We start from the raw sequence: 23,107 nt of genomic DNA on the forward strand, positions 1-23,107 counted from the left end.
GCCGACAACCACCGGCGCGGACTGCGCGGGCGATACGCGGAAGTGCATCGCTGATAAAAGCCTACCCGCATGGCGAGGAGTCCCGCGAGCGCGCGATTGCCACGCGCCGGGTGCTGGCAGTTGACTACCCTCAGCCGCCATTGGGCCGCTCCATGAGATGTGTCCAGAAAATGAAGGTGTCGAACGCGACGGAGATGAGCGTGATCAACAACGCCTGCTGCATCGTTGACCTCCGCGCCGACGGGTAGCGCCACCTCTATTCCGGTTTCGATGATCAGGCTTACAGTTCGCGGAGCCAGCTTCCGAGCATCGAGCCCGTCTCGGAGCGGACCGGCAGGCCGCCCCGGTCGATGGCGGCCTCGCGCGGCAGGAACCCGAACCGCCGCTTGAAGGCGCGGCTGAAAGTCTTCTCGTCCGTGAAGCCCACCGTGTAAGCGATGCTCGACACACGCGGGCGCGGTCCGTCGCCGGACCGCGTCAGCAGCGCCATGGCGCGGGCGAGGCGGCGGTTGCGGATGTAGTTCTGCACCCCGTCATCGGCCGCAAACTGGCGGTAGAGCGTGGCGCGCGAGAGGCTGAAGCGCGCGCAGAGCATTTCCGGACCGAGTCCCGGGGTGCTGAGATGGTTCTGGATGAAGGCGCGGATCTCGAGGCTCGCCCGGCGCTCGGCAACCGAGGCGTCAGTGACGGGGCTCGGCAGGGCGGCGGCGCACAGTTTGGCTGCTGCCTCCGCGATGCTGGCCCTGTACGGCGCAGCGAGGCTCTCCCCGTGGGCCACCACATCGCGCAGGTAAGAGGTGAAGATCTGCGTGCCCGCGTCGCGTGCGGCGCTGAACACGCAGCCGTGCAGGGCGTCGAGCGACTCGCTCCGGTCGCCCAGCGCCGCGCGGGGCAGCAGGATGTTTGTCGCGGTCACGGGTGAGGCCGTGAGGCTGACCGGTTGCGCAAGATCGTAGACCACGAAATCCGAGGGCCGGACCTCCGCCTCCCCTCGCTCCGTGCGCACCACGCTCGTCCCGCTCCGGTAAAACTGGATCAGCAGGTGGTCGAGGCCCTGCGCCGCCGTCGTGCGGGCGGTGCGCTCCAGGGTCTGGGCTGGGGCGGAGACCTCGCCGATTAGGACGGTACCGAGGTTGTAGCTCCTCATCGCCACCGAGGGGCCGACATGGGTTTCGGAGACCGGCCGCGCCTCGAAGATCGGTGACAGGTGCTCTGCCCATGACTTCCACGCCTCTACCGGGTCGTTGCCGGGAACGAATTGGGTGAAAGGCATATCCGACATCGTCTAGTTCTACACTGTTGAAGGTCAAGCCAGGCGCGGTTGCTGCATCTTTTGGTAGTATCTGTCTCGGTCTGTCTACAGCCGTGATTGAAGAGCCCTAAAGCGACGCTGGCCTTGTGTAGAAATTCTTATCCTTACCTTTTCCGCCTCGCAATCTAGGTAAAATGTCAAAATTTGCGACGATCTCGCTCGCGTTCGAGACAGAAGCGCACCTGTCGACGTGCCGTGGAGTGAGCCGCAGGTGTCGCGCGAGACAGAGAGGACCTAAAATGAGACTTAGTTGCACATAGTATTTGTTTGAGATTTTAGGATTGTAAATTGATACGGTTTGAGACTTATACGGCTATAGCGGCGTTCTGTTCTTAGGGTCTGGGTTAATGCGTTGGGCGCCTGATGGTCTCGTCGCCGATGCCTTCGGCCCAACGCCCGACTGGATCTCAGAATGTCATCCATCACGCTCTCGGCCGCGACGCGGCAGAACCTGCTCTCGCTGCAGGACACCGCGAACCTGCTCTCGACCACCCAGGGACGCCTCTCGACCGGCAAGAAGGTAACCTCGGCGCTCGACAACCCGACGAACTTCTTCACCTCGCAGAGCCTGACCGCGCGCTCGTCCGACCTCTCGGCGCTGATGGACGGCATCTCGAACGGCATCCAGACGATCCAGGCGGCGAGCCAGGGCATCAGCTCGATCCAGAAGCTGATCGACACCGCCAAGTCGACGGCCCAGCAGGCGATCGCCGACAAGACCGGCGGCGGCGGCGGCGTGAAGGGCGGCGCCAGCGCCCAGGCGGCCAAGGCCGCGGGCACCGCGACGCTCAACAATCTCGGCACCAAGGGCGCCGACGGCAGCACGACCTTCGACCTGTCGAGCCCGACCAAGGACGCCTCGCTCGACATCTCGCTCGACGGCGGCACGACCAAGACCACGATCCGGCTCGACTCGACCGCGCTCGCCAATACCGGCCTGACGGATCTCTCGAAGCTCTCGGCCGACGACCTCCTCAAGGCGATCGACTCGCAGATCGCCGGCAGCGGCCTCGCGGGCAAGGTCAAGGCCAGCATCGGCGACGACGGCCGCCTCGGCTTCGCCACCACGGCGACCGGCTCCTCCGCCAAGGTCTCGGTGGCGGCGTCGGGCAACGCGACCGTCGATATCGGCTTCGGCGTGGCCAAGACGCCCCCGAAGGCCGCCACCGTCACCGCCAACGCCGCGCTCGGGCCCACGGCCGATTTCACCAACGGCGGCAGCGCGAGCTTCACGGTCTTCGACGGCAGCAAGACCGTGACGGTCAAGCTCGACAAGGACACGGTGCTCAACGACAGCGGCAGCCGCAAGCTGGTCGACGCCGCGACCGGTCAGGCCCAGAAGGCCGACATCGTCGACGCGATCAACTACCAGCTCGGCAAGGCCGGCTCGACCGCCACGGTGCGCCTGGGCACCCAGGCGCTCGACGGCGCGGCCAACGTCGACAAGCTCGTCTTCGTCTCCGGCGATACCGGACCGGACGCGCAGCTCTCGGTCACGGGCGGCACCGACACGACCACCGGTGGAGCCAACGGCACCGGCATCGGCTTCAACACCTTCACGCCGGGCACGAACAGTGCGACGGCGGCAGCCGACCTGCCGAGTTCGAACTCAACGAACGGCACGGTCGCGAGCTTCTCGGCCGGGGTCGGCGGCACGCAGGGCGCGGTCGCCTTCGGCAAGGCCTTGGGCCTCGCATCGGCCACGACCGCGGTCGTGGACGGGCTGACCACGTCCTTCACGGTCAACAGCAAGAGCTTCTCGATCGACTCCACGTCGCTGAAGGACGCCACGAACCCGCTCGGCAACAGCCCGACCAACCAGCAGATCCTCGACGCGATCAACAGGAAGCTGGACGGCGCCGGGCTCACCACAGTGAGGGCCAGTCTCGACAGCGGCAACAAGCTCACCTTCACGGATTCGAACCGGGCCAACAGCGCTCCCACCGTCTCGGTCGCGAACGACCAGCTCGGCCTCGCTTCGACACCCTCGACGGTGACGTTCGCGAACGCGCTCACCACCAACACCGACGTCCGGACCAACAGCGCGAGCTTCACTGTCGCGGGCGCAGCCATCACGATCGACGCCAACGCGCCGACCGGCAGCGGCACGTCCACGAAGCTGGGCGACGACCCGATGAACGTGCCGCCCGCGAAGGTCGTGGCCTCGATCAACGAGCAACTGCGCTTGGCGGCAGCCGGCGGCAACGCGGCGGCCGCCACGGTCAAAGCCTATCTCGACGGCAGCAACAAGCTCACCTTCGTCGACGGCGAGACGGCGAACGCGAACGCGCTGACCTTCACGAAGGGCGCGAACACCACCAACAACACAGGCCTGAGCACCACGACGGACGGAACGGCCGGAGCCGCAGGCAACTCCATCCAGTCGACATCGGGCAACGCGGCGGCGACCCAGACCACGACCACAGCCGCCGCGGCGTCCAAGACGGCGGCGAGTGCCCTGCCGGACTTGAGCACGCTGAGCTTCGGGACCGGCCAGCACACGACGTTCGAGGTGAAGATCGGCTCGGGGGCGACGAAGTCCGTCACGATCGACGGCAGCAGCACCGACAGGAGCGGCACCGCCCTCAGCCAGGGCCCGCTCACCGGAAGCCGCCTGGTGGAAGCGATCAACCTGAAGCTGGCCTCCACGGCCAACGGCGCAGCCTCCACGGTCACCGCCTCGATCAACAACGCGAACCAGCTCGTCTTCAGCGACGGTGCCGGTGGCGGGACCGCCCCGGACGTCACCGTGGCCGGCAACAATCTCACGGACCAGCTCGGGCTGTTCGGCACGCCGGCCAAGACGGTGCTGAGCGTGAATCTCGCCACCGCCTTCCCCGGCGGCCTCGACCTCGGCAGCGGCAAGGCCGCGAGCTTCACGGTCGGCGGCACCACGGTGCAGATCAACAAGGACAGCACGGACGGGAACGGCGGGTCCGGCAAGCTCGGCGCGACCGCGAGCCTCGCCTCGGTCGTGAAGTCGATCAACGGCCAGCTCGCCGGCACGAGCTACGCGGCCTACGTCGATGCGGGCTCCGGCAAGCTGACCCTCGTCGGCTCGAACAGTGGAACGACGGCCCCGGGCCTCTCGAACCTCAGCGACACGCTCGGCCTCGGCCTCGGCACCGCGGCGGCGGCGACCGCCGGCACCGCGGCGACCACGGACAACACCGGACGGATCGACCTGTCGGCCGGGAAGTCCGCGAGCTTCACCGTCAGCGCCGGGGGCGCGACGTCCAACACCATCACGGTCAACGCCGCGAGCATCGCGAGCGCCGGGGGCCCGGCGATTGGCAGCAGCGGCAGCGCCACGAAGGCGGATGTCCTCGCGGCCATCCAGTACCAACTCGACAACAACAGGAACACCAGCACCAACCTCGCCGCGCCGATCAAGGCGCAGGTGTCGTTCGACCAGAACGGTGCTCTGAAGGTCACGTCCAACGCGGTCGGCGCCTCCGCCTCCGTGTCGCTCAACGCGCTCAGCGACGACATGGGGCTCGGCCTCGGCCGGAACACCGCCGCCAACGGCACCTTCGCGGCTGGCAGCGGCACGCCGGCCGATGCCGTGACCTCGTCGGGCAGCGACGCCACGGACGGCTCGTCCACCGCGACGATCATCGGGGGCACGCTGAACACGGCCTCCGCCCTCGGCAGCCTGAACGCCGGCGCCAACGCCTCGTTCGACCTGAAGCTCGGCTCCAACCCGGCCAAGACGATCAACGTCTCGACCATCGCCGGGCAGACGCTGACCGCAGCGCAACTCGTCACCACGATCAACCAGCAGATCGCGGCCGATACGGGTCTCGCCGGCAAGGTCCAGGCCAGCATCAACAACGGCAAGCTGCAGATCTCGACCACGACGGCCGGCTCCGACCAGAAGCTGACGCTCCAGGCGAAGGGCACCGACACTATCGGCTTCGGCACCGCGACCTCCTCGGCGATGACCTCCACCGGCACGGATGTCGGCGGCAGCAAGGGGGCAAGCTCCGTGCGGCAGACGCTGGCGTCGCAATTCAACGACCTGCTCGGCCAGATCAGCCAACAGGCCCGGGATTCGAGCTACAACGGCATCAACCTGCTGTTCCGCACCGGCAACAACAGCAACGACAACACGCTGCACATCGCGCTCAACGAGAAGAACACCTCAGCGGTCGATGTGAAGGGCGTGCGTTTCGACGCGGACGGGCTCGGCCTCAACACCGTGACCGGCGGCTTCCAGACGGACGACGAGATCACCTCCATGATCGAGAAACTCAACACGGCGACCAACACCCTGCGCACGCAATCCTCCACCTTCGGCGCCAACCTCTCGGTGGTGCAGAACCGGCAGGAGTTCTCGAAGGCGCTGATCAACATCCTCGACACCGGCGCGGCGAACCTTACGAACGCCGACATGAACGAGGAGGCAGCCAACTCCCAGGCACTTTCGACCCGCAACTCGCTGGCTGTTTCGGCGCTGTCACTCGCCAACCAAGCTCAGCAGGGCATCCTTCAGCTCTTGCGCTGAACCTCTGTGGCGATGCCGGCCGTTCAAAGATTGGTCGGTATCGCCGCCGCAGCGGTTGGATGCTAGGTCTAATTGTGTCGGCTGTGGACGGCTCCTGCCTGATATCGGCGTGGGTGCAGGCTGACGGAGGAGATCGACGAGCGGGCACGGCAGCCACGGCGCTCGAGCGGCAGGCCACTGCCAACGCCGCGACCGCCGCCCTCGATGAGGTCCGTGAACGGCAGATGGAGGTCGCCAAGCTCGTCCCCGGAGCGATGTGCGGCGGCGAGGGTAGCGACGATTTGCTCAGCGTTGCGTGTTCCATCCAAGGCTGCGGCAAACTCATAGGCGGAAGGTCAGCACCTAAGAGGCATGCCAAGGGGTGCTCCCGACCCTTTGCGGACCGTCGGAAGGTCTGCTCGCTGGCTTTCGATCAGGTTAAGGCCGCTGACCGGGTTGGGTGAAAAGCCGCTGGGCCGCTCTTAGCGCCGCATCGTCGATGCCGGACCTCGCAGACCAAGCTCAGGACCCGGAATACTCGCCATCGGTGACCTGCTCCATCCATGTCACGGCCTTGCTGTCGTTACGCTCTTGGATCGCGATATGCGTCATCGCCGTGGTCGCCGTGGCCCCGTGCCAATGCCTCTCGTTCGGCTCGAACCAGACGACGTCGCCCGGCGCAATCTCCTCGATAGGGCCGCCCTCGCGCTGAACCCATCCGCGTCCGAAGGTGACTATCAGCGTCTGGCCAAGTGGATGCGTGTGCCATGCCGTCCGCGCACCCGGCTCGAAGGTTACGCTCGCCATCGCGACTCGGGCAGGATCGGGCGCACTGTGGAGCGGATCAATCCGCACCGTGCCGGTGAACCACTCGGACGGCCCTGCGCCCGAAGGCTGACTTCCGCTGCGTTTGATGTCCATGGGATCCATCTTCCGTTGTTTGAAGGAACGCGCGTCAGAGCGACCAGCCGCCGTCGACCGAGATCGATGCGCCCGTGACGAACGCACCGAGGTCCGAGCACATCCACAGGACAGCCTCGGCAATCTCCTCGGGCTTGCCGAGTCGTCCGACCGGCTCAAGGTCGATTGCTTTCTGGATGTCACCGCCAGTGAATCGGTCCATCATCGGCGTCTCAATGTTTCCGGGGAGGATCGCGTTCACCCGGACGTTCGCCTTCGCATAATCGAGGGCGGCCGACTTGGTGAGGCCAATCAGGGCGTGCTTCGAGGCGGCGTAGCTCGCTCCTCCCGCCACGCCCCTGATGCCAGCGCCAGACGAAGTGTTGACCACCACCCCGCCGCCCTGGCGCAGCATCTGCGCGATCTCGTGCTTCATGCACACGAACGTGCCGCGCAGGTTGATGTCGAGGATGCGGTCCCATTCGTCGAGAGCGATCTCGTGGACGGGGGCGGCCTTGTTCTCGACGCCGGCATTGTTGAAGGCGCAGTCGATGCGGCCGAGCCGCTCGACGGTTTTGAAAACCGCCGCCTCGACGTCCTCCGGCACCGACACGTCGCACCGGATCGCGAGCACCTCGCCGCCTTCCGCTTCAATCTCCGCGCCAAGCTGATCGAGCGCAGCCTTGGTACGGTCGGTGATTGCGACCCGTGCGCCTTCCCTCGCGAACGCGACGGCGGCGGCACGGCCAATGCCGCTGGCCGCGCCCGTGATGAAGGCGACTTTTCCGGTGAAACGCCGCATGTCTCGCTCTCTCGGCTGACCTCGTTGAGTCAGACGTAGACATTGCGCGGGGCGTCGATCAGGCGTTCCTCACTCAACGGAACGATGAGCGACGTTCATCGTCGGACGGCGCGGCCGCTACGAGCCGAGTGGCTTCATCTCGCGGATCAGATCGATGAGGAGCCGCAGCCCCGTCGGCAGTTGGCGACGGCTGGGATAGTAGAGGTGGAAGCCGGGTCCCAGGGGAGCCCAAGCCGCCATCACGACGCGAAGCTCGCCGCGGGCGACCGCAGGTCCGACACACGCCTCCGGGAGATAGGCGAGGCCGCCTCCGGCCGCCGCGAGCGACAGGGCGAACTGCGTGTTGTCGAGCGTCACCGCGCCGGGGACGTCGACCGCGATGGGCTCGTCCGTCCTCTCGAACTCCCACCGGTAAAGGCTCTCGTCGCCGAGGCGGATTCGTAGGCATCGGTGAGCCGCGAGGTCGCTCGGATGATCGGGCGTGCCGTGCAGGTCGAGATAGGCTGGAGCGCCGACCACGACCCAGCGCAGATCGGCGGACAGGCGCTGGGCTACCATGTCCTGAGGGACGGTCCCGCCATAGCGGATGCCTGCATCGGCGCCGGCATCCACGACATCGAGCAGATCGTTGGACACCCTGACGTCGATCTCGATCATCGGGTGGCGTTCATGGAAGAGGGGCAGCACCGGGGCGAGCAGCAACGTGCTCGCATGTTCGAGCACGTTGAGGCGGATCCGTCCGGTCGCCTTCGTTGGTTCACGGTGCTGGTTGAGCACGTCGAGCGCGGAGCCGATGGCCGCGAACGGTGCATCCAATGAAGCGAGCAGATCTTCCCCTGCCGCCGTGAGTGTGACGCTGCGGCTGGTGCGGTTGACGAGGCGGACGCCGAGGCGCGTCTCCATCGCCTTGAGCGCATGGCTGAGCGCAGAGGCGCTGACGCCAAGCTCCAAACCCGCACGCCGGAAGCTGCGGTGGCGCGCGATGGCGAGGAAGGTCCCGAGGTCGGCCAATTCGGTCCGATGGATCCGCATCGGAGCAGTGAAGTGTCTGCTCGCGGGAAAGCAATCCCCAACGCGTCATGACCGCGGTGGGTCGGATGCGGAAAGGCCGCTTCCGGTTGGATGACCAGGGTCCGCTCCCCACCCCAAGCAGCTCTTGGCACGGTCAAGCTGGCTATAGATCCCGTAGCCAGCCGAGTAGGCCGCTCTCAGACGCTGCCGCAACCGGCGCCGATCCCGGCTCGACCCGCATCGGCGAGAGGCCGTACCGCCGTTTGAAGGCACGGCTGGCTGGCTCGGCTGATCCCTGTCGTACCCCTCCAAACTGCAGATCCCAGCCCATGCCCGAGAGCCGCCGCTCATCTTCGCACCCTCGCTGGTCCCGGCAGCGGCTGCGTCGCGCTGCCGACATGCTCCTGCCGGGTGAGCGGCTATCGGATCTCGCTGTCTGGTCCTTGTTGATACTGCTGGCTGCCTTGCTGCTGCTATTCGTGGTGCGTGAGATCCGCGACGGCGTGCTCACCAGCTGCCCAGGATACGATGGCCAAACCTAGCCAATAGCCGTCCGCTCAGAGGATCAAGTTGCGGGCAAGCGAACGTTCGCCGCGGCCCAGGCGAAAACCTCAAAATGACCCAAAGCAGGCCCTTGCAAAGTGCGCTTCTGAGCAGTTTGTTTGACGGCTTGAGCGACTGACGGTGGCCGCAAGCAGCCTGTCTGCTTATGACGTCACTTGCTGCCAAAGCGGGCGAAGCAGAAATCCATCAAGTTGAGCAAAAGCCCTCAGTTCGAGACTATTGTTCATGACCTCATTCCGCGCCGATCCGTTCAGCCGACGCGGAACGTTCAGTGCCGTGGCAGGGTGTGCAGCGCCCGCAGGAACACGTCCACATCTTCGCGGGTGTTGTAGAAGGCGAGGGACGCCCGCACCGACTGGTCCACACCGAACCGGCGGAGCGCCGGCAGGGCGCAGTGGTAGCCGGAGCGTACGGCGATACCGTGGGCGTCGAGGTGGTGCGCGACGGCCTCGTTCTCCTGCCCCTCGATCGTGAAGGACATCACGCTGGCCTTCTCGTGCGCCGTGCCGATTAGGCGCAGGCCCTTCACGTCGGCGAGCCCCGCTTGCGCGTAGTCCAGCAGGTCGTGCTCGTAGGCCGCGATCGCCGGTAGGCCGATGCTCTCCAGGTAGTCGAGCGCCGCACCGAGCCCGACCGCCCCCGCGATGTCCGGGGTGCCGGCCTCGAACTTCTCCGGCGCGCCCTTGTAGACGGTCTTCGCGAAGGTGACGTCCTCGATCATATGGCCGCCGCCCTGCCAGGGCGGCATCGCGTCGAGCAGGGCGCTCTTGCCGTAGAGGGCGCCGATGCCCGTCGGCCCGAACACCTTGTGGCCGGAGAAGACGAGGAAATCCGCGTCGAGCGCCTGCACGTCCAGCGGGATATGCGGCGAGGACTGCGCCGCATCGACCAGCACCGGCACGCCGTAGGCGTGAGCCAGCGCGATGATCTCCCGGATCGGGTTCACGGTGCCGAGCGCGTTGGCCACATGCGTCACCGAGACGATCTTCGTCCGCCCCGAGAGCAGGGCGGCGTATTGCTCGAAGATGATCTCGCCGCGGTCGTTGACCGGGATCACCCGGATCGTCGCGCCCGTGCGCTGCGCCAGCAGCTGCCAGGGTACGATGTTGGCGTGGTGCTCGATCGTCGAGAGGATGATCTCGTCGCCCGGTCCGACATTCGCCCCGCCATAGGAGGCGGCGACGAGGTTGATCGCCTCCGTCGTACCCCGGAGGAAGACGATGTCGTCCTTGGTCGGCGCGTTGAGGAAGCGGCGCACGGCCTCGCGCCCACCCTCGAACAGATCCGTCGAGCGCGCTGCGAGCGTGTGGGCGGCCCGGTGGATGTTCGAGTTGTGCCGGGCATAGAACTCGGAGGTCGCGTCGATGACGGCCTGCGGCTTGTGGGTCGTCGCGGCGTTGTCGAGCCAGACCAGCGGGTGGCCGTTCACGCTCTGGTGCAGGGCGGGGAAGTCCCGGCGGACGCGCTCGACGTCGAAGGGCGCCGCCACCGGGGTCGACCTGTGGGCGAGCGCCCGCGGCGAGGGACCAGGCGAGCGGGCCGGCTCGACGCGGGGGCTGGCCGGGGCCTTGCGGGCCGGGCCAGGACCGAGGTTGAGGAAGTAGTAGTCGGACTGGTTGGACGGGGTGGGGTCCGGCGCCCGCGACAGGCGGCCGGTCCGGCTGAAGCTCTCCTGCGCCTCGTCCACGCCGGCCTTCGACGGATCCGCCGGCACGAGATGCGGGGCGAGCGCGTGGGCGAACGTGTTGGCACGGGGGTGGTCCGCCGCGATCTGCCGATGCAGATCCGGGCCGCCGGGGAGCGCCGCCGCCAGCGACGGGACGCTCGGGAACGAGAAGTCCGGCAGGACCGGCCTCGGGCTCGCCGGGTGGACCGGCGGGACCGCGCCGATCTCGGCGAAGGCTGGACTGGCTGGGGCGAGGTTCGGCACGGTCGGGCCGCTCAGACCCGGCACACCGACCGGCGGCGCCCCGAAGGAGCGGGCACCGAACGCCGAAACGTCCGGCTGGAACCCGGCGGGCAGCCCCCCGGCCGGAGCCGAGGGCGTTCCCACCGAACCGCTCGGCAGCGGGGTGCCACCGAAGCCCTGCGGCAGGCCGTCGAGGACCGGCGGCACCTGCGGGCTCGCCGGCAGCGTCGGGGCGAGGGGCTGGCTCACCGCCTGCCCAATCCCCTGACCTTGCCCGTAGATCTCGCGGGCGAGGCGCCCGACGAGATCGGCATGGGCGAGCTCGCCCGTCGTCCCCGTGGGGAAACCGGACACCGGCACCTCACGCATAGTCATGGTAGTTGCCGAGCAGCACGTTATCGAGACGGGCGATCGCGTCCTCGACCAGCACGGCGGCCGAGAAGTAGCGGGTCACGAGGTGCGAGGCGATGGAGTGGTCGTTGGTGCCCATGTAGCGCACCGACAGGCCGGGCTCGATCTCGCCGGTCACGCCGGACTTCTGCAGGCCCACCACGCCCTGCTCGCCCTCGCCCACGCGCAGCAGCAGGATCGAGGTGGTCTGGGCGCCGGTCACCGGGTCGATGTCGATCGGCAGCTTGTCGCTCGGCACCAGCGGCACGCCGCGCCAGGTGATGAAGGGCGCGCCGAACAAGTGCACCACCACCGGCGGCACGCCCCGGCGGGTCGCCTCGCGGCCGAAGGCGGCGATGGCGCGGGGGTGGGCCACGAAGAAGGCTGGCTTCTTCCACACGAGCGTCAGCAGTTCGTCGAGGTCGTCCGGGGTGGGCGGGCCGCCGCGGGTGGGGATGCGCTGACGGCCCGTGACCTCGTTGAGCAGGCCGAAGGCCGAGTTGTTCAGGAGTTCCCACTCCTCGCGCTCCTTCACCGCGTCGACGGTGAGGCGGATCTGCTCGCGGAGCTGGTCGATCTCGTTCGAGTAGAGATCGGTGACGCGGGTATGGGTGTTGAGGATCGTCTGGATCGTCGAGAGGTGGTACTCGCGCGGGTCGATCTCGTAATCGACGAAGGTCGTCGGCAGGCGCGGCTCGCCGGTATGGACGGCGAGAAGCTCGATGCCCTGCTCGCCGTAGGAATTGGTGTGGCCCTTCAGCCGGTCGCGCTCCTCCCGGTACTGGCCGATGCGCGAGCGGATGCTCTCGTCGTCCAGCGCCGAGGAATCGAGGGTGAGAAGCGTGACGGCCGAGAGCGCCTTCACCGCCGGCACCGGCGCTCCCGCGTCGAGGAGGTCGGCGTCGCCGAAATAATCGCCCTTCGTGGCGAGCCCCTGGCGGAGGCGGCCCTTGTAGGGGCCGGACAGGGTCAGTTCGACGGTGCCGTCGGCGACGACCACGAGGTTGCGCTCGGCGGCGCCCTCTTCGCGGATGACGTCACCGGCCGCGTGCCGGCTCTCCTTGAATCTGCTCGCGAGCGTCGCGAGCTCGGCGTCGCCCAGACGGCTGAACAGCGGCACGGAGCGCAATGACCCGGGGCGGACGGTCCGGCCCTTGTCCTCGGTGGCGAGGTCGATGCGGCCGCCCTTGGCCAGCACCACGGCGCGGCGGTTCACCCGGTAGACGCCCCCGGGGACGTCGACGAAGGGCAACAGGCGCAGGAGCCAGCGCGGGGTATTGGCCGCGTTCTGGACCGAGGTGACGGTCGCCGTCGCAAGATTGCGTGCCGCCGTGGCGCTGACGCTCAAACCCGGTCCGCTCATCGTTCGTCGTCTCCAAAAACCAGATGATGGGCGCGCCGCATCGGCCCGCGCGTCGGCGGGCGGCCCCATCGAAGGACGGGCCGGGCGCAAGTCGTCGGAGGAGCGGCACGGCTATAGAGCCGGCGCCGACCTCAGTGGATCAGATGATTCCGCGCGGCATCGCCTGTATTGGCCGCAATCTCGGGCGATTCGACTCTTCGCCGCACCGCGAAAGCATGGGTAGGCCGTCAGGAGCCGCAGCGTCAACGAAACGTTTTCCCCATTTTTTGCGGGATACTGGGAGATCGACCTGCAGAACGGGTCTTCTGGAGAACGCGTTGGCTGGGCGGGGCGCAACGCAGAGAAACTCGTTCTCCCGAGGCTGGACGACGCAGGAGCGTTCCGGCGGCTTCCTTTCAAAAGAAGGATTTTTCGCCTGTGCTCAGATCCCGTCGCCGAAGCCGAAGGACTGGTCCATGCTCAGCGCCGGCTCCTCGTCTGCGCGCAGCCGCGACACGACGCGGGCCGGGACGCCCGCGACGGTGGTGTGGGCGGGCACGTCGCTCAGCACCACGGCGGCGGCGCCGATCTTGGCACCCTCGCCGACGCGCACGTTGCCGAGCACCTTGGCGCCGACGCTGAGCAGCACCCCGCGGGCGATCTTCGGATGCCGGTCGCCGCTCTCCTTGCCGTTGCCGCCGAGCGTCACCGACTGGAGGATGGAGACGTCGTCGGCCACAACCGTGGTCTCGCCGATCACCACGCCCGTGGCGTGATCGATGAACACCCCGGAGCCGATCCGGGCCGCCGGATGGATGTCGCAGCCGAACACTTCCGAGATCCGGCTCTGGACGTGCAGCGCCAGCGTCGCCCGGCCCTGCTGCCAGAGCCAGTGCCCGACCCGGTAGGCTTCGAGGGCGGCGAAACCCTTGTAGAACAGGAACGGGTCCAGATAACGCCGACAGGTCGGATCGCGCTCGCGGATGGCGACGAGGTCGCGCACCGCGTGGGCGCCGGTCTCTGGATCCGCCTCGAAGGCGGAGAGGCAGAGGTCGCGCATCGACAGGCGGGCGAGGTCGCCGTCGCCGAGCCGATGGGCGAGGCGGTAGGCAAGAGCCTGGGCGAGGCTGCGCTGGTCGAGGATCGTCGCCTGGACGATGCCCGCATAGAGCGGCTCCTCGATCAGGACGGCCTCGGCCTCGGCGCGCAACGCAGCCCAGACATCCGCCTCGGCCGTGCTGCGGCTCGTGGCCCGCAGCGGCGGCTGGATGGTGGCGAGGGCAGTGGTCATGGAAGCAACGGTCACGGCGGCGATCAATGGATCCGCCGGAACAGGTCCAGCAGGTAGCGTTCGAGCACCGCGTGCCCCTCGAACGCGACATCGACGGTGGCCGGGCGCCCGCCCCGGCCGTGGATACCGACAATCCGCCCCCGCGCGTGGCGCCAGATCCCGAGGGCTTCCGCGAGGTCGAGGCGCTCGAACACCACCTCATCCCCTCGCCTGATCGGCAATGCGGCCATGGCGTCCTCCTCTGCGCGCCGTGAGAGACCGGCCCGATTTCCGGTCAAAGGCCCTATCGGCTGGCTCGGGAAATGCCCTTCCGCCCCTTCGTGGTCGGAGGAGAAGGTTTCGTTCGCGCCTTGCCCGAATGAGAGCATGATCTTCACTAAGTCACTGTTATAACTTGATAATTGGCGATACAGTCCGGTTTGGCAAGGGTTGTTCTCAGGTCGCCCCGGCGATATCCCGACCCGGACGACACCGGAATCACCCTGCATGAACGCTTACCTTCCGGCCCTCGCGGGCGGGCTGCTGATCGGCCTCTCCGCCGCGACGCTCCTCCTCGTCAACGGCCGCATCGCCGGCATCAGCGGGCTCGTTGCCGGGCTGGCCCAGCCGGGAGAGCGCCGGCTCTCCGACCTGGCTTTCCTCCTCGGCCTCGGCCTCGGGCCGCCGCTCTTCGCGGCGATGGCGGGCCACTGGCCCCTTATGAGGATCGAGGCGTCCTGGCCGGTGCTGGCCGTCGCCGGTCTCCTCGTCGGCTTCGGCACGAGGCTCGGCTCCGGCTGCACCTCCGGCCACGGGGTGTGCGGGCTCGCCCGCCTGTCGCCGCGCTCGCTCGTGGCGGTGCTCGTCTTCCTCGCCACCGGCATGCTGACGGTGGCGCTCATGCGGGTGGCGTCGTGAGCGGAGCGGCCCGTCTTCTGGCGGCCCTTGCCGCCGGGCTGCTGTTCGGGCTCGGCCTCGCCCTGTCCGGGATGCTCGATCCCGCTCGCGTCCGCGGCTTCCTCGATATCGGGGGCGCCTGGGATCCGAGCCTCGTCTTCGTCCTCGGCGGGGCGGTGAGCGTGTCGGCGCTCGGCTACGCCCTCTCTCGCCGCCTGGCGCGCCCGGCGCTGGCCGAGACCTTCGACCTGCCGACCTCGCGACGGATCGACGGCCCCCTCGTGCTCGGGGCCGCCCTGTTCGGAATCGGCTGGGGTCTGTCTGGCTTCTGCCCCGGCCCGGCCGTGGCGGCGCTGTCGACCGGCGCGGCACCGGCCCTCGTCTTCGTGGCGGCGATGCTCGTCGGCATGGCGGCGCACGCGCTCCGCCCTCGGTGACGCCCCCAGACACGCCTCGTCATCCACCGCGGCTGCGTCCCGGAAGCAAATCGGGGATACGCCCCCATCGGTGCGCTAGGTGAGAAGCCCGGTCCGGCGCCCGAGCCAGAGCGTGCCGCCCGCACCGGCAAACATGGCCACTCCGAAGACCCAGCCCGAGAGGGCCCCGGCCATGATCCCGGACAGGAGCGTGCCGACGCTGCAGCCGAGGCCGGTCATCGCGCCCCAGCCGAGGAAGAGGCCGCCGAGGAGGCCGCGGATCGCGTGGCCGGACCGTGGCCGTGCCGGCTGGAACTGACCGGATGCCAGGGCCGCCACGAAGGAGGCAAGCACCAGGCCGGCGACGAACAGCCCGTTCGGCGTCAGCAGCGCCTCGCGGATCGCCGTCGCGCAGCCGCGGAACGTGTCGAGACCCTCGAGACGCGCCGGGAGAAGGCCGGCTGCCCCCGCGGCCTGTCGGGCTCGGCCGCCGATCTCCGCCGTCACGCCGAGGGGCCCGACCCGCAGGTAGGCGAGGGTTCCGATCGCCCCGACCGCCAGCCCGCCGAGCCAGACCGGCCAGCGGCCGGAGAACAGGGCCCGCAGCGGGTCGCTGCCCCGACAGAGATTCGGAGCCACCGGGTCCGGCAGGCGCTTCATCAAGGGCCACGCCAGGAAGGCCAGCACCGCGAGAGCGAGGCCCAGATACCCTGCATAGCCGAGATGGCGCGGCAGCCAGATGACGGGCGCGTCAGCCACGCTGACGAGGTAGAGCGGGTTCCAGGTCGCGAAGCCCAGCACGAAGCCGAGCCCCGTACCGACCAGGGCAAAGGGGGCAGTCGGCGAGCCCTCGCCGAGGCGATAGAGATGCGCGCTGATGCAGGAGCCGGAGATCGCCATCCCGGCCCCGAACACGGCGCCGGCCAGGAGAAGGACGGGGCCGACGGGCCCGATATGCGCGTCCGGCGGCAGACGGGTGCCGCCGGGGTCGGGCATCCAGGCCCCGAGGACGACGGCGTAGCCGGCGAGGCCCGCCGCAAGGGCCGCCAGGATGCCGAGCAATCCCCGCGGGTCGCCGGCGACGAGGAAATCCCGCCACTGGCAGTAGAAGCAGAAGCGGCTGCGCTGCAGGACGACGCCGAACAGCGCCCCGAAGGTGAGGGACAGGGCGAGCCGGCTGCCCCCGGGCTCGCCGGACAGCCACAGGGCCGCGCCGACGAGGCCGAGGGCGATGCCCGGAGGCGCGACTCGTCGAACGAGTTCCCGGCCCGTGGGCAAGGCCAATGCAGGGCGTCGGGGGAGCGGCGGGGACCGCTCCGCGACGGGTCCGCTCACTTGCCGCCCCAGACCGTCCCGGCGAGGTTGACCACCGGGACACCGACGGCGTTGCCGTACTCGGTCCACGAGCCGTCGTAGTTGCGGACCGGGTAGCCGAGCACCCGGCTCAGCACGAACCAAGAGTGGCTCGACCGCTCGCCGATGCGGCAGGAGGTGATGATCGGCTTCGAGCCGTCGATGCCTGCCGCGGCGTAGAGCGTCTTCAGCTCGGCGGGGGATTTCAGGGTGCCGTCCGGGTTGACGGCCTTGGCCCACGGCACGTTCACGGAGCCGGGGATGTGACCGGCGCGGATCGCGAGTTCCTGGACCCCGGGCGGTGCGATGACCTTGCCGCTGAACTCGTCGGGCGAGCGGATGTCGAGGATCTGCTCATCCCGCTCGCGCTTGGCGACCGCCAGCACGTCCGCGAAGCGGGCCCGGAAGGCGGGCGACGGAGCGGGCGCCGCGAAGGAGGATGCGGCGACCTCGGCGCTGCGCGTGTCGAGGGGGCGCTTCTCGGCCTCCCACTTCTTGCGCCCGCCGTCGAGGAGCTTGACGTTGTCGACGAGCCCGTACTGCGCCAGCACCCAGGCGCCCCAGGCGGCGAACCAGTTGTTGTTGTCGCCGTAGAGGACGACGGTCGTGTCCTTGTCGATGCCGAGGCGGCGGGCGAGGGCCGTGAACTTCTCTCGGGAGGCGATGTCGCGGCTCACGGTCTCCACGAGATCGGTGTGCCAGACCACGTTCTGCGCACCCGGAATATGGCCGCGCTCGAACACCCCCGGCTCGACGCTGACCTCGACGATACGCAAGCCCTTCGCGTCGAGGTTCTTCTCCAACCATTCGGTGCTGACGAGGGGGCTTGCCTTCGCCTCTGTCCTCGCTCCGGCCGTTTGCTGGGGCGTCGGCGGCTCCTGGGCGGCGAGCGCGGCGCCGGGGGCCGAGACGCCGACGAGGATCGCGAGAAGGCTGGTGGACAGGCGAGGCACGGGGCAGGCTCCGATGGCGTTCGGCAGGATCCGTCGCCCGCCACGGCCAGATGACCGCGGCGCATCGTAGGATTCATGTCGAGGAAGGCGGTCTCTTCACTGATCGGTCGATCCGAGAGACAGGCGCATATTCACACTGAGCGCGCAGATCTCTCGGCCAGGATCGGCTTGACCGCAATTGTATTGGCGGGGGCGGCTCGGCGTCAATAAAAGCGAGTTTCTTTTTATCGCTGGCTTAAGGAAGGCTTCGACCCTGCATAAGGCGAATTTCGCAAAGGACTATCTCAGGACCTCGGACGTGTGCGCTTGATCGGCAGTGCCGCGCAATTCCTCGTCCCGCGAGGCAGAAGCCGAGCCGCTTTCCGGTCAGGTTTTCAGGCGGAGAGCGAGTGTCCGGTCGCGGCGTAGCGACTTGCGGGCCGCGCCAGGCCCAAGTGGTCCCGCAGGGTCGCCCCGGCATAATCGTGACGAAACAGGCCGCGGCGCTGGAGGATCGGTACGACCGCGTCCACGAAGGTCTCGAGGCCCTCCGGCAGCACATCCGGCATCAGGTTGAAGCCGTCCGCCGCGCCGGCCCGAAACCACGCCTCGATGTCGTCGGCAATGACCTCCGGCGTGCCCACGATGATCCGATGGCCGACCCCGCCGCCGAGCGCCCGCAGGAGCTGACGCACAGTCAGCCTGTCCCGCCGCGCGAGGGCGAGCGTGCCGAGGAACATCGTGTGGTTGGCGTCCGGCGGCAAGGGCAACGGGTCGGGGAGCGGCTTGTCGAGGTCGAGTCGGGCGGGGTCGATCCGCAGAGTGCCGGCGAGCCGGGCGAGGCTGTAGTCCAGGGGCACGAGATCCCAGAGATTGTCCTGGCGGCGGCGCGCCTCGGCCTCTGTCGAACCGATCACCGTGGCGAGGCCTGGTAGGATGACCAGCGCCTCCGGCCCACGGCCGTAGCGCGCCGCCCGCGCTCTCAGGTCCCGGGCATAGGCCGCGCCGTCCTCGACGGTCTGGGCCAGGGAGAATACGGCGTCGGCGGTGGCTGCGGCGAGTTCGCGTCCATCCTCCGAGCCGCCGGCCTGGAACGTCACCGGGCGCCCCTGCGGGCTGCGCGGCACGGTGAGCGGCCCCGCGACGGTGTAGTGGGACCCACGATGGTCAACTGTGTGGACCTTGGAGGTGTCGACGAACCGGCCGCTTGCCTTATCGCCGACCAAGGCATCGTCCTCCCAGCTGTCCCACAGGGCGTGAACGAGGTCGGTGAACTCCCGGGCGCGGGCATAGCGGGCCCCGTGCTCCGAGGCGCCCGGGAATCCGAAGTTGCGGCCGGCGGCGGCGTCGGCCGTCGTCACCACGTTCCAGCCCGCCCGGCCGCGGCTCACGAGGTCGAGACTCGCGAAGCGGCGGGCGAGATTGTAGGGCTCGTTGTAGGTCGTCGACGCGGTGGCCACGAGGCCGACATGGCTCGTCACGGCGGCGACGGCCGACAGCACGACGGTCGGTTCGAGGGCGTTAAACGGGCGGTCGTCGATCCGGTCGTTAATGGCGGGCGTGTCGGCGAGGAAGATCGCGTCGAGCTTGCCCCGCTCGGCGATGCGGGCGACGCGCACGAAATGATCGATGTCGAGGAAGGCGTCTGGCCGGCTCTCCGGCAGTCGCCAAGCCGACGGGTAGACGCCCGAATGCAGCAGGTTGACGTTGAGGTGCAATTGGCGGCCGCTCATCGAAGCCCTCCGGGTCAGCGGATGCGGGGGATGACCTGCTCGGCGAAGCGGCGCATCTCAGCTTCGAAGGGCTGGAACTGCAGCATGAACAGCTCGATGCCGGCGGCGTGAAAGGCGCGGATGCGCTCCGCGACGGTCTCATAGCTGCCTACGAGCCCGGCCGCCGTTCCACCGTTCGTCCCGACATGGCGGGAGGCCGCCGCGTCGGTCTTGGCGAACATCACGCTCGCTGCGTCGGTGCGGGCACGGGTGTCGGCGCGGAGATCCGCGTCGCGTTGGGCGAGGGCGAGAAGCCGGGCGTGTTCGGCCTCCGCCTCCGCGTCGGACCCCCGCGCGATCACGAAGGCCGAGAGGCCGTAGCGCAGGGGCCCATTGGCGGCCGGGCGCCGGGCGACGTCGGCGATCAGCGCGGCGACATCCTCGAGCGGCTGGCCGTTGATGAACCAGACATCGGCGTGGTCGGCGGCGAGCGCCCGGGCGGGCTCGGATTCGCCGCCGAGATAGATCGTCGGCCTCGGCCGGAACGTGCCGGCTGGCCGGAGCTGATAGTCCTCGGTCCGAAAATGCTCACCCTGGAAGGTCACGCTCTCGCCGCGCATCAGCCGGCTCACGAGGCCGATCCATTCGCGGCCATAGGCATAGCGGTCGTCGTGTGCGGGGAAGGGCAGTCCGGCGCGCTCGAACTCGGCCTTGTTCCAGGCATTCACGAGGTTCAGGGCGAAGCGACCGCCGCTGATATGCTCGATCTGCAGGGCCATCTTGGCCAGCACCACCGGGTGGTAGAGCCCCGGCTTGATCGCCGCGATGATCTCGATCCGCCGGGTGAGCGCGGCCAGCGCCGCCGCCCCGGTCCAGGCTTCGAGCTGGTCCCGCTGTGGGTCGTAGGGATTCATCGTGTGCTGGGCGACCAGCACCGCATCGAAGCCGAGCGCCTCAGCCTCCAGCACCAAAGCGCGGTTGCGCTCCCAGCTGGCGTCGTCGGGCTCGTCCGGGTCGTGGTGGGAGGCGCGGGAGCCGTGGACGGCGGCCCAGATACCGAAGCGGGGGGCGCTCACCACGGCCTCAGCCCCGGCCCGTCGGCGGCTGGAAGATCTTGACGTCCGTGGCGTCGATCCGGCGGGGGATGAGCTTCGCCTCGTAGAACACGTCGGCGATGGCCTGCTGCTCGCCGAGTTGGCTGCGCTCCACCGGCTCCACCGCGTAGCTCCGGCGACTGTTGGCGGCGGCCACGACCGCCGGGGGCAGATCGCCCCAGATTGGCGCCAGCAGCGCCACAGCCTCCTCCGGGTTGGCCTTCATCCAGGCGCCGGCCTCCACGAGGGCGCGGTAAACGGTTGCCACCACCTCGGGATGCGCGGCGACGAAGCCGTCGTTGACGACGTAGTAGCGGTGGTAACTCGTGAGACCATTGCCGTCCGCGATGACCCGGACCGGGCGCTTGGCCTCGGCGAAGGCGAGGAACGGATCCCAGATCGACCATGCGTCGAGAGCGCCCTGATCGAAGGCCACGGCCCCCTCCGGCGCCTGGAGATAGGCGGGCTTGATGTCGGCGAGCGTCAGGCCGGAGCGCTTGAGCGCGGCGGCCAGCACATAGTGGCTCCCCGAACCCCGCGAGACGCCGACCGTCCTGCCCCTCAGGTCGGCGACGGTGCGGATGGGGGAGTCCGCCGGCACGATGATCGCCTCGGCCGAGGGGGCACCGCGCTCGCGGGCGTAGAAGGTCAGGGGCGCCTTGGCCGATTGGGTGAAGATCGGCACCGCGTCGGCGACGTCGGCGTGGATGTCCACGGCCCCGGCATTCATCGGCTCGATGACGCTGGTGAACAGGTGCCAGGTCGGCGTGAAGCCCAGCGGCGCCAGACGCTCGGCCAGCGTGCCCTTCACCTTGAGCACGGTGAAGAGCACCGACGAGCGCTGCATGCTGATCTTCACCTCGCGAGGAGCCGCGCGCACGGCTGGAGCGCCGAGCGCCAGTGCGGCGGCCCCGCCGAGCCCGCCGCGCAGGAGCGTGCGGCGAGAGAGGCCGAACCGGCCCATCGTGTCATCGGTCATCGGGCGCTCGCGAATGGCAAGGAAGAGCGGTGGTTGGGCGCCGGGGCATGGGGACCTACTCGGCGCATTCATTGAAGGCCGGCAAGGCGCAACGGATCAATGAAACGCGTTTTCGAATTTTCGGACGAATAGGGAAGCGCATTCCACGAAATAGAAATTGCCGGATACGCCTTCCTTCCGGCCGATCACGTAAGACAAAATTCCGACACAAGTTGGAAATTTCGATGGATGGAACGCCCTTCCACAATGAAGCCTCGCCGCATTCCGAAAATTCTCTTACATAGTTCGTCGCGATAACTCGCTCCCAAAGTTGAGATCCGCCATGGAATCTGGGTTGCGATTGGGGGCTGGCTCACGGATTCCTCTGGCAAACGCCCCCGGGGGCGAGGCTGGAAATGAGAAAGTCGGAGCCATGTCGCAGACGGATGCGGGCTGGGGTGCGGGGCCGAGCGCACGTTACGAGACCCTCGCAGATCGATTCCGCCCGGTCTTCGCCGAGATCCGCGCCACCGCCGTCGAGCGGGACCGGGAGCGCCGCCTGCCGCACGCCGAGATCGGCTGGCTGCGGGAGGCGAACTTCACCACCCTGCGCCTCTCGCCCGAGGCGGGCGGCCACGGCGCCAGCCTGCCGGAACTCTTCGCGCTGCTGATCGAGCTCTCGGCCGCCGATTCGAACGTCACCAACGCGCTGCGTGCGCATTTCGGCTTCACGGAGGACGCGCTCTGCTCCTCCTCGCCCGAATGGCGAGCGGCCTGGATCGAGCAGATCGGCGCGGGCAAGACGATCGGCAGCGGTGTCTCGGAGACCGGGCCCGCCAAGGTCGGCGCCTTCGACACGGTCGTGCGGCGGCGGGACGGCCGACCCGTGGTCGACGGGCGGAAGTTCTACACGACCGGCTCGCTCTTCGCGGACTACATTCATCTTTCCGCGGAGGACGAGGCAGGCGGAGCGGTGACGGCGGCCGTGCCGGTGCGTGCGCCGGGCGTCACCATCGTGGACGATTGGGACGGGTTCGGGCAGGCGCTCACCGCCAGCGGTACCGCGACCTTCGAGGGCGTGGCCCTCGACCCCGCCCTGATCAAACCGGACCCGGCCCGCTTCCCCTACGCCATGGCATTCTTCCAGCTGGTGCATCTCGCAACGCTCGCCGGCATCGGCCGAGCGGCGGCGGACGACGTGGCGCGGCTCGTCGCCGAGCGCACCCGCGTCTACAGCCACGGCAATGCCGGGCGTACTGCCGACGACCCGCAGATCCAGGCCGTCGTCGGTCGTGTCCGCGCCAACGCCTACGCGGCGGGCGCCACCGTGCTGAAGGCCGCGGAGGCGGTCCAGAGGGTCCACGACGCTCACCAGGCCGGATCGAACGAGGCGGAGCGGCAGGCAACGCTAGCCGATGTCGAGGTCAACCAAGCGGTCAGCGTGGTCACCGACCTGATCCTGAGCGCGACGACGTCGCTGTTCGACGCGCTCGGCGCTTCGGCGGTGAAGGTGGGCGCCGGGCTCGACCGGTACTGGCGCAACGCCCGCACCATCGCCTCCCACAACCCCCGCATCTACCGGGACCGCAGCGTCGGCTCCTTCGCGATCTCCGGCGAGGCACCGCCCCGGCAGTATCGCGTCGGGACGGCCTGAGAGCCTGTTTGAGGACGAAACCTCAGGCTGGATTGTTGAGGGCGTTGGCGGCCATGAGGCAGGCGACGCAGGCAAGACGGCCGGTCGCGACATCAAGGCGGCCGG

17 protein-coding genes are annotated in these 23,107 nt (G+C 68.6%); 4 read left to right on the plus strand and 13 right to left on the minus strand.

The window, feature by feature from the left end:
* Window positions 1-280: 280 nt before the first annotated feature.
* Window positions 281-1,273, minus strand: a complete 993-nt coding sequence (locus MFF56_RS29760; RefSeq protein ID WP_066922635.1) for a helix-turn-helix domain-containing protein — start codon at window positions 1,271-1,273, stop codon at window positions 281-283.
* A gap of 451 nt (window positions 1,274-1,724) precedes the next feature.
* Here MFF56_RS29760 and MFF56_RS29765 point away from each other — a divergent pair, with 451 nt between their 5' ends.
* A complete protein-coding gene (locus tag MFF56_RS29765) occupies window positions 1,725-5,819 on the plus strand; it encodes a flagellin N-terminal helical domain-containing protein (protein ID WP_066922637.1) in 4,095 nt (1,364 codons plus the stop codon).
* A 501-nt stretch (window positions 5,820-6,320) separates the two neighbouring features.
* On the opposite strand, the gene MFF56_RS29770 is transcribed toward MFF56_RS29765, so the two are convergent.
* The 7 genes from MFF56_RS29770 to MFF56_RS29805 all read right to left on the minus strand — a co-directional run bounded on the left by MFF56_RS29770 (window position 6,321) and on the right by MFF56_RS29805 (window position 14,237).
* On the minus strand, window positions 6,321-6,719 hold the full coding sequence (locus tag MFF56_RS29770; protein WP_066922639.1) for a (R)-mandelonitrile lyase: 399 nt from the start codon (window positions 6,717-6,719) through the stop codon (window positions 6,321-6,323).
* Window positions 6,720-6,753: 34 nt separating this feature from the next.
* A complete protein-coding gene (locus MFF56_RS29775) occupies window positions 6,754-7,500 on the minus strand; it encodes an SDR family NAD(P)-dependent oxidoreductase (RefSeq protein ID WP_066922641.1) in 747 nt (248 codons plus the stop codon).
* 117 nt (window positions 7,501-7,617) lie between these two features.
* Entirely contained in the window at window positions 7,618-8,532 is a 915-nt protein-coding gene (locus MFF56_RS29780) for a LysR substrate-binding domain-containing protein (RefSeq protein WP_066922643.1), read from the minus strand.
* Between the two features lie 811 nt (window positions 8,533-9,343).
* The gene (locus MFF56_RS29785; protein WP_238231987.1) at window positions 9,344-11,359 is read right to left on the minus strand and encodes a family 2A encapsulin nanocompartment cargo protein cysteine desulfurase; all 2,016 of its coding nucleotides are present in this window, start codon (window positions 11,357-11,359) and stop codon (window positions 9,344-9,346) included.
* The gene (locus MFF56_RS32185) at window positions 11,346-12,737 is read right to left on the minus strand and encodes a family 2B encapsulin nanocompartment shell protein (protein ID WP_283207449.1); all 1,392 of its coding nucleotides are present in this window, start codon (window positions 12,735-12,737) and stop codon (window positions 11,346-11,348) included. The genes MFF56_RS29785 and MFF56_RS32185 overlap by 14 nt, the downstream gene beginning before the upstream one ends.
* A 421-nt stretch (window positions 12,738-13,158) precedes the next feature.
* On the minus strand, window positions 13,159-14,007 hold the full coding sequence (gene cysE / locus MFF56_RS29800; RefSeq protein WP_238231988.1) for a serine O-acetyltransferase: 849 nt from the start codon (window positions 14,005-14,007) through the stop codon (window positions 13,159-13,161).
* Between the two features lie 23 nt (window positions 14,008-14,030).
* Window positions 14,031-14,237 (minus strand): hypothetical protein, encoded by a 207-nt coding sequence (locus MFF56_RS29805; protein WP_066926618.1) that lies wholly within the window; start codon window positions 14,235-14,237, stop codon window positions 14,031-14,033.
* 256 nt (window positions 14,238-14,493) lie between these two features.
* Here MFF56_RS29805 and MFF56_RS29810 point away from each other — a divergent pair, with 256 nt between their 5' ends.
* Window positions 14,494-14,904 carry a YeeE/YedE family protein gene (locus MFF56_RS29810; protein WP_066926620.1) on the plus strand — a complete coding sequence of 137 codons (411 nt, stop codon included), beginning with the start codon at window positions 14,494-14,496 and terminating at the stop codon, window positions 14,902-14,904.
* A complete protein-coding gene (locus MFF56_RS29815) occupies window positions 14,901-15,320 on the plus strand; it encodes a YeeE/YedE family protein (protein WP_066926622.1) in 420 nt (139 codons plus the stop codon). Before MFF56_RS29810 ends, MFF56_RS29815 begins: the two co-directional genes overlap by 4 nt.
* Window positions 15,321-15,395: 75 nt before the next feature.
* Here MFF56_RS29815 and MFF56_RS29820 read toward each other — a convergent pair whose 3' ends face one another.
* From MFF56_RS29820 to MFF56_RS29840, 5 genes are all read right to left on the minus strand, one after another.
* On the minus strand, window positions 15,396-16,583 hold the full coding sequence (locus MFF56_RS29820; RefSeq protein ID WP_066926624.1) for a YeeE/YedE family protein: 1,188 nt from the start codon (window positions 16,581-16,583) through the stop codon (window positions 15,396-15,398).
* 47 nt (window positions 16,584-16,630) lie between these two features.
* Complete coding sequence (locus MFF56_RS29825; RefSeq protein WP_066926626.1) at window positions 16,631-17,605, minus strand: sulfurtransferase; 975 nt, start codon at window positions 17,603-17,605, stop codon at window positions 16,631-16,633.
* A 374-nt stretch (window positions 17,606-17,979) separates the two neighbouring features.
* Window positions 17,980-19,317, minus strand: a complete 1,338-nt coding sequence (locus MFF56_RS29830; protein ID WP_066926628.1) for an LLM class flavin-dependent oxidoreductase — start codon at window positions 19,315-19,317, stop codon at window positions 17,980-17,982.
* A gap of 14 nt (window positions 19,318-19,331) precedes the next feature.
* On the minus strand, window positions 19,332-20,372 hold the full coding sequence (locus tag MFF56_RS29835; RefSeq protein ID WP_066926629.1) for an LLM class flavin-dependent oxidoreductase: 1,041 nt from the start codon (window positions 20,370-20,372) through the stop codon (window positions 19,332-19,334).
* Between the two features lie 7 nt (window positions 20,373-20,379).
* Window positions 20,380-21,369: an ABC transporter substrate-binding protein gene (locus tag MFF56_RS29840; protein ID WP_082773311.1), complete on the minus strand. Its 990-nt coding sequence runs from the start codon at window positions 21,367-21,369 to the stop codon at window positions 20,380-20,382.
* Window positions 21,370-21,781: 412 nt separating this feature from the next.
* Between MFF56_RS29840 and MFF56_RS29845 the strand changes: the two genes are divergently transcribed.
* Complete coding sequence (locus MFF56_RS29845; RefSeq protein ID WP_238231989.1) at window positions 21,782-23,002, plus strand: acyl-CoA dehydrogenase family protein; 1,221 nt, start codon at window positions 21,782-21,784, stop codon at window positions 23,000-23,002.
* Window positions 23,003-23,107 lie beyond the last annotated feature (105 nt).

Source organism: Methylobacterium hispanicum (assembly GCF_022179285.1).
In the GTDB taxonomy this organism is placed as follows: domain Bacteria; phylum Pseudomonadota; class Alphaproteobacteria; order Rhizobiales; family Beijerinckiaceae; genus Methylobacterium; species Methylobacterium hispanicum.

Excerpts from the sequence above, each read along its gene's own strand:
- MFF56_RS29760 (WP_066922635.1), bottom strand. The coding sequence starts at position 1,273 with ATGCCTTTCACCCAATTCGTTCCCGGCAACGACCCGGTAGAGGCGTGG.
- MFF56_RS29765 (WP_066922637.1), top strand. The coding sequence starts at position 1,725 with ATGTCATCCATCACGCTCTCGGCCGCGACGCGGCAGAACCTGCTCTCG.
- MFF56_RS29770 (WP_066922639.1), bottom strand. The coding sequence starts at position 6,719 with ATGGACATCAAACGCAGCGGAAGTCAGCCTTCGGGCGCAGGGCCGTCC.
- MFF56_RS29775 (WP_066922641.1), bottom strand. The coding sequence starts at position 7,500 with ATGCGGCGTTTCACCGGAAAAGTCGCCTTCATCACGGGCGCGGCCAGC.
- MFF56_RS29780 (WP_066922643.1), bottom strand. The coding sequence starts at position 8,532 with ATGCGGATCCATCGGACCGAATTGGCCGACCTCGGGACCTTCCTCGCC.
- MFF56_RS29785 (WP_238231987.1), bottom strand. The coding sequence starts at position 11,359 with ATGACTATGCGTGAGGTGCCGGTGTCCGGTTTCCCCACGGGGACGACG.
- MFF56_RS32185 (WP_283207449.1), bottom strand. The coding sequence starts at position 12,737 with ATGAGCGGACCGGGTTTGAGCGTCAGCGCCACGGCGGCACGCAATCTT.
- cysE (WP_238231988.1), bottom strand. The coding sequence starts at position 14,007 with ATGACCACTGCCCTCGCCACCATCCAGCCGCCGCTGCGGGCCACGAGC.
- MFF56_RS29805 (WP_066926618.1), bottom strand. The coding sequence starts at position 14,237 with ATGGCCGCATTGCCGATCAGGCGAGGGGATGAGGTGGTGTTCGAGCGC.
- MFF56_RS29810 (WP_066926620.1), top strand. The coding sequence starts at position 14,494 with ATGAACGCTTACCTTCCGGCCCTCGCGGGCGGGCTGCTGATCGGCCTC.
- MFF56_RS29830 (WP_066926628.1), bottom strand. The coding sequence starts at position 19,317 with ATGAGCGGCCGCCAATTGCACCTCAACGTCAACCTGCTGCATTCGGGC.
- MFF56_RS29840 (WP_082773311.1), bottom strand. The coding sequence starts at position 21,369 with ATGACCGATGACACGATGGGCCGGTTCGGCCTCTCTCGCCGCACGCTC.
- MFF56_RS29845 (WP_238231989.1), top strand. The coding sequence starts at position 21,782 with ATGTCGCAGACGGATGCGGGCTGGGGTGCGGGGCCGAGCGCACGTTAC.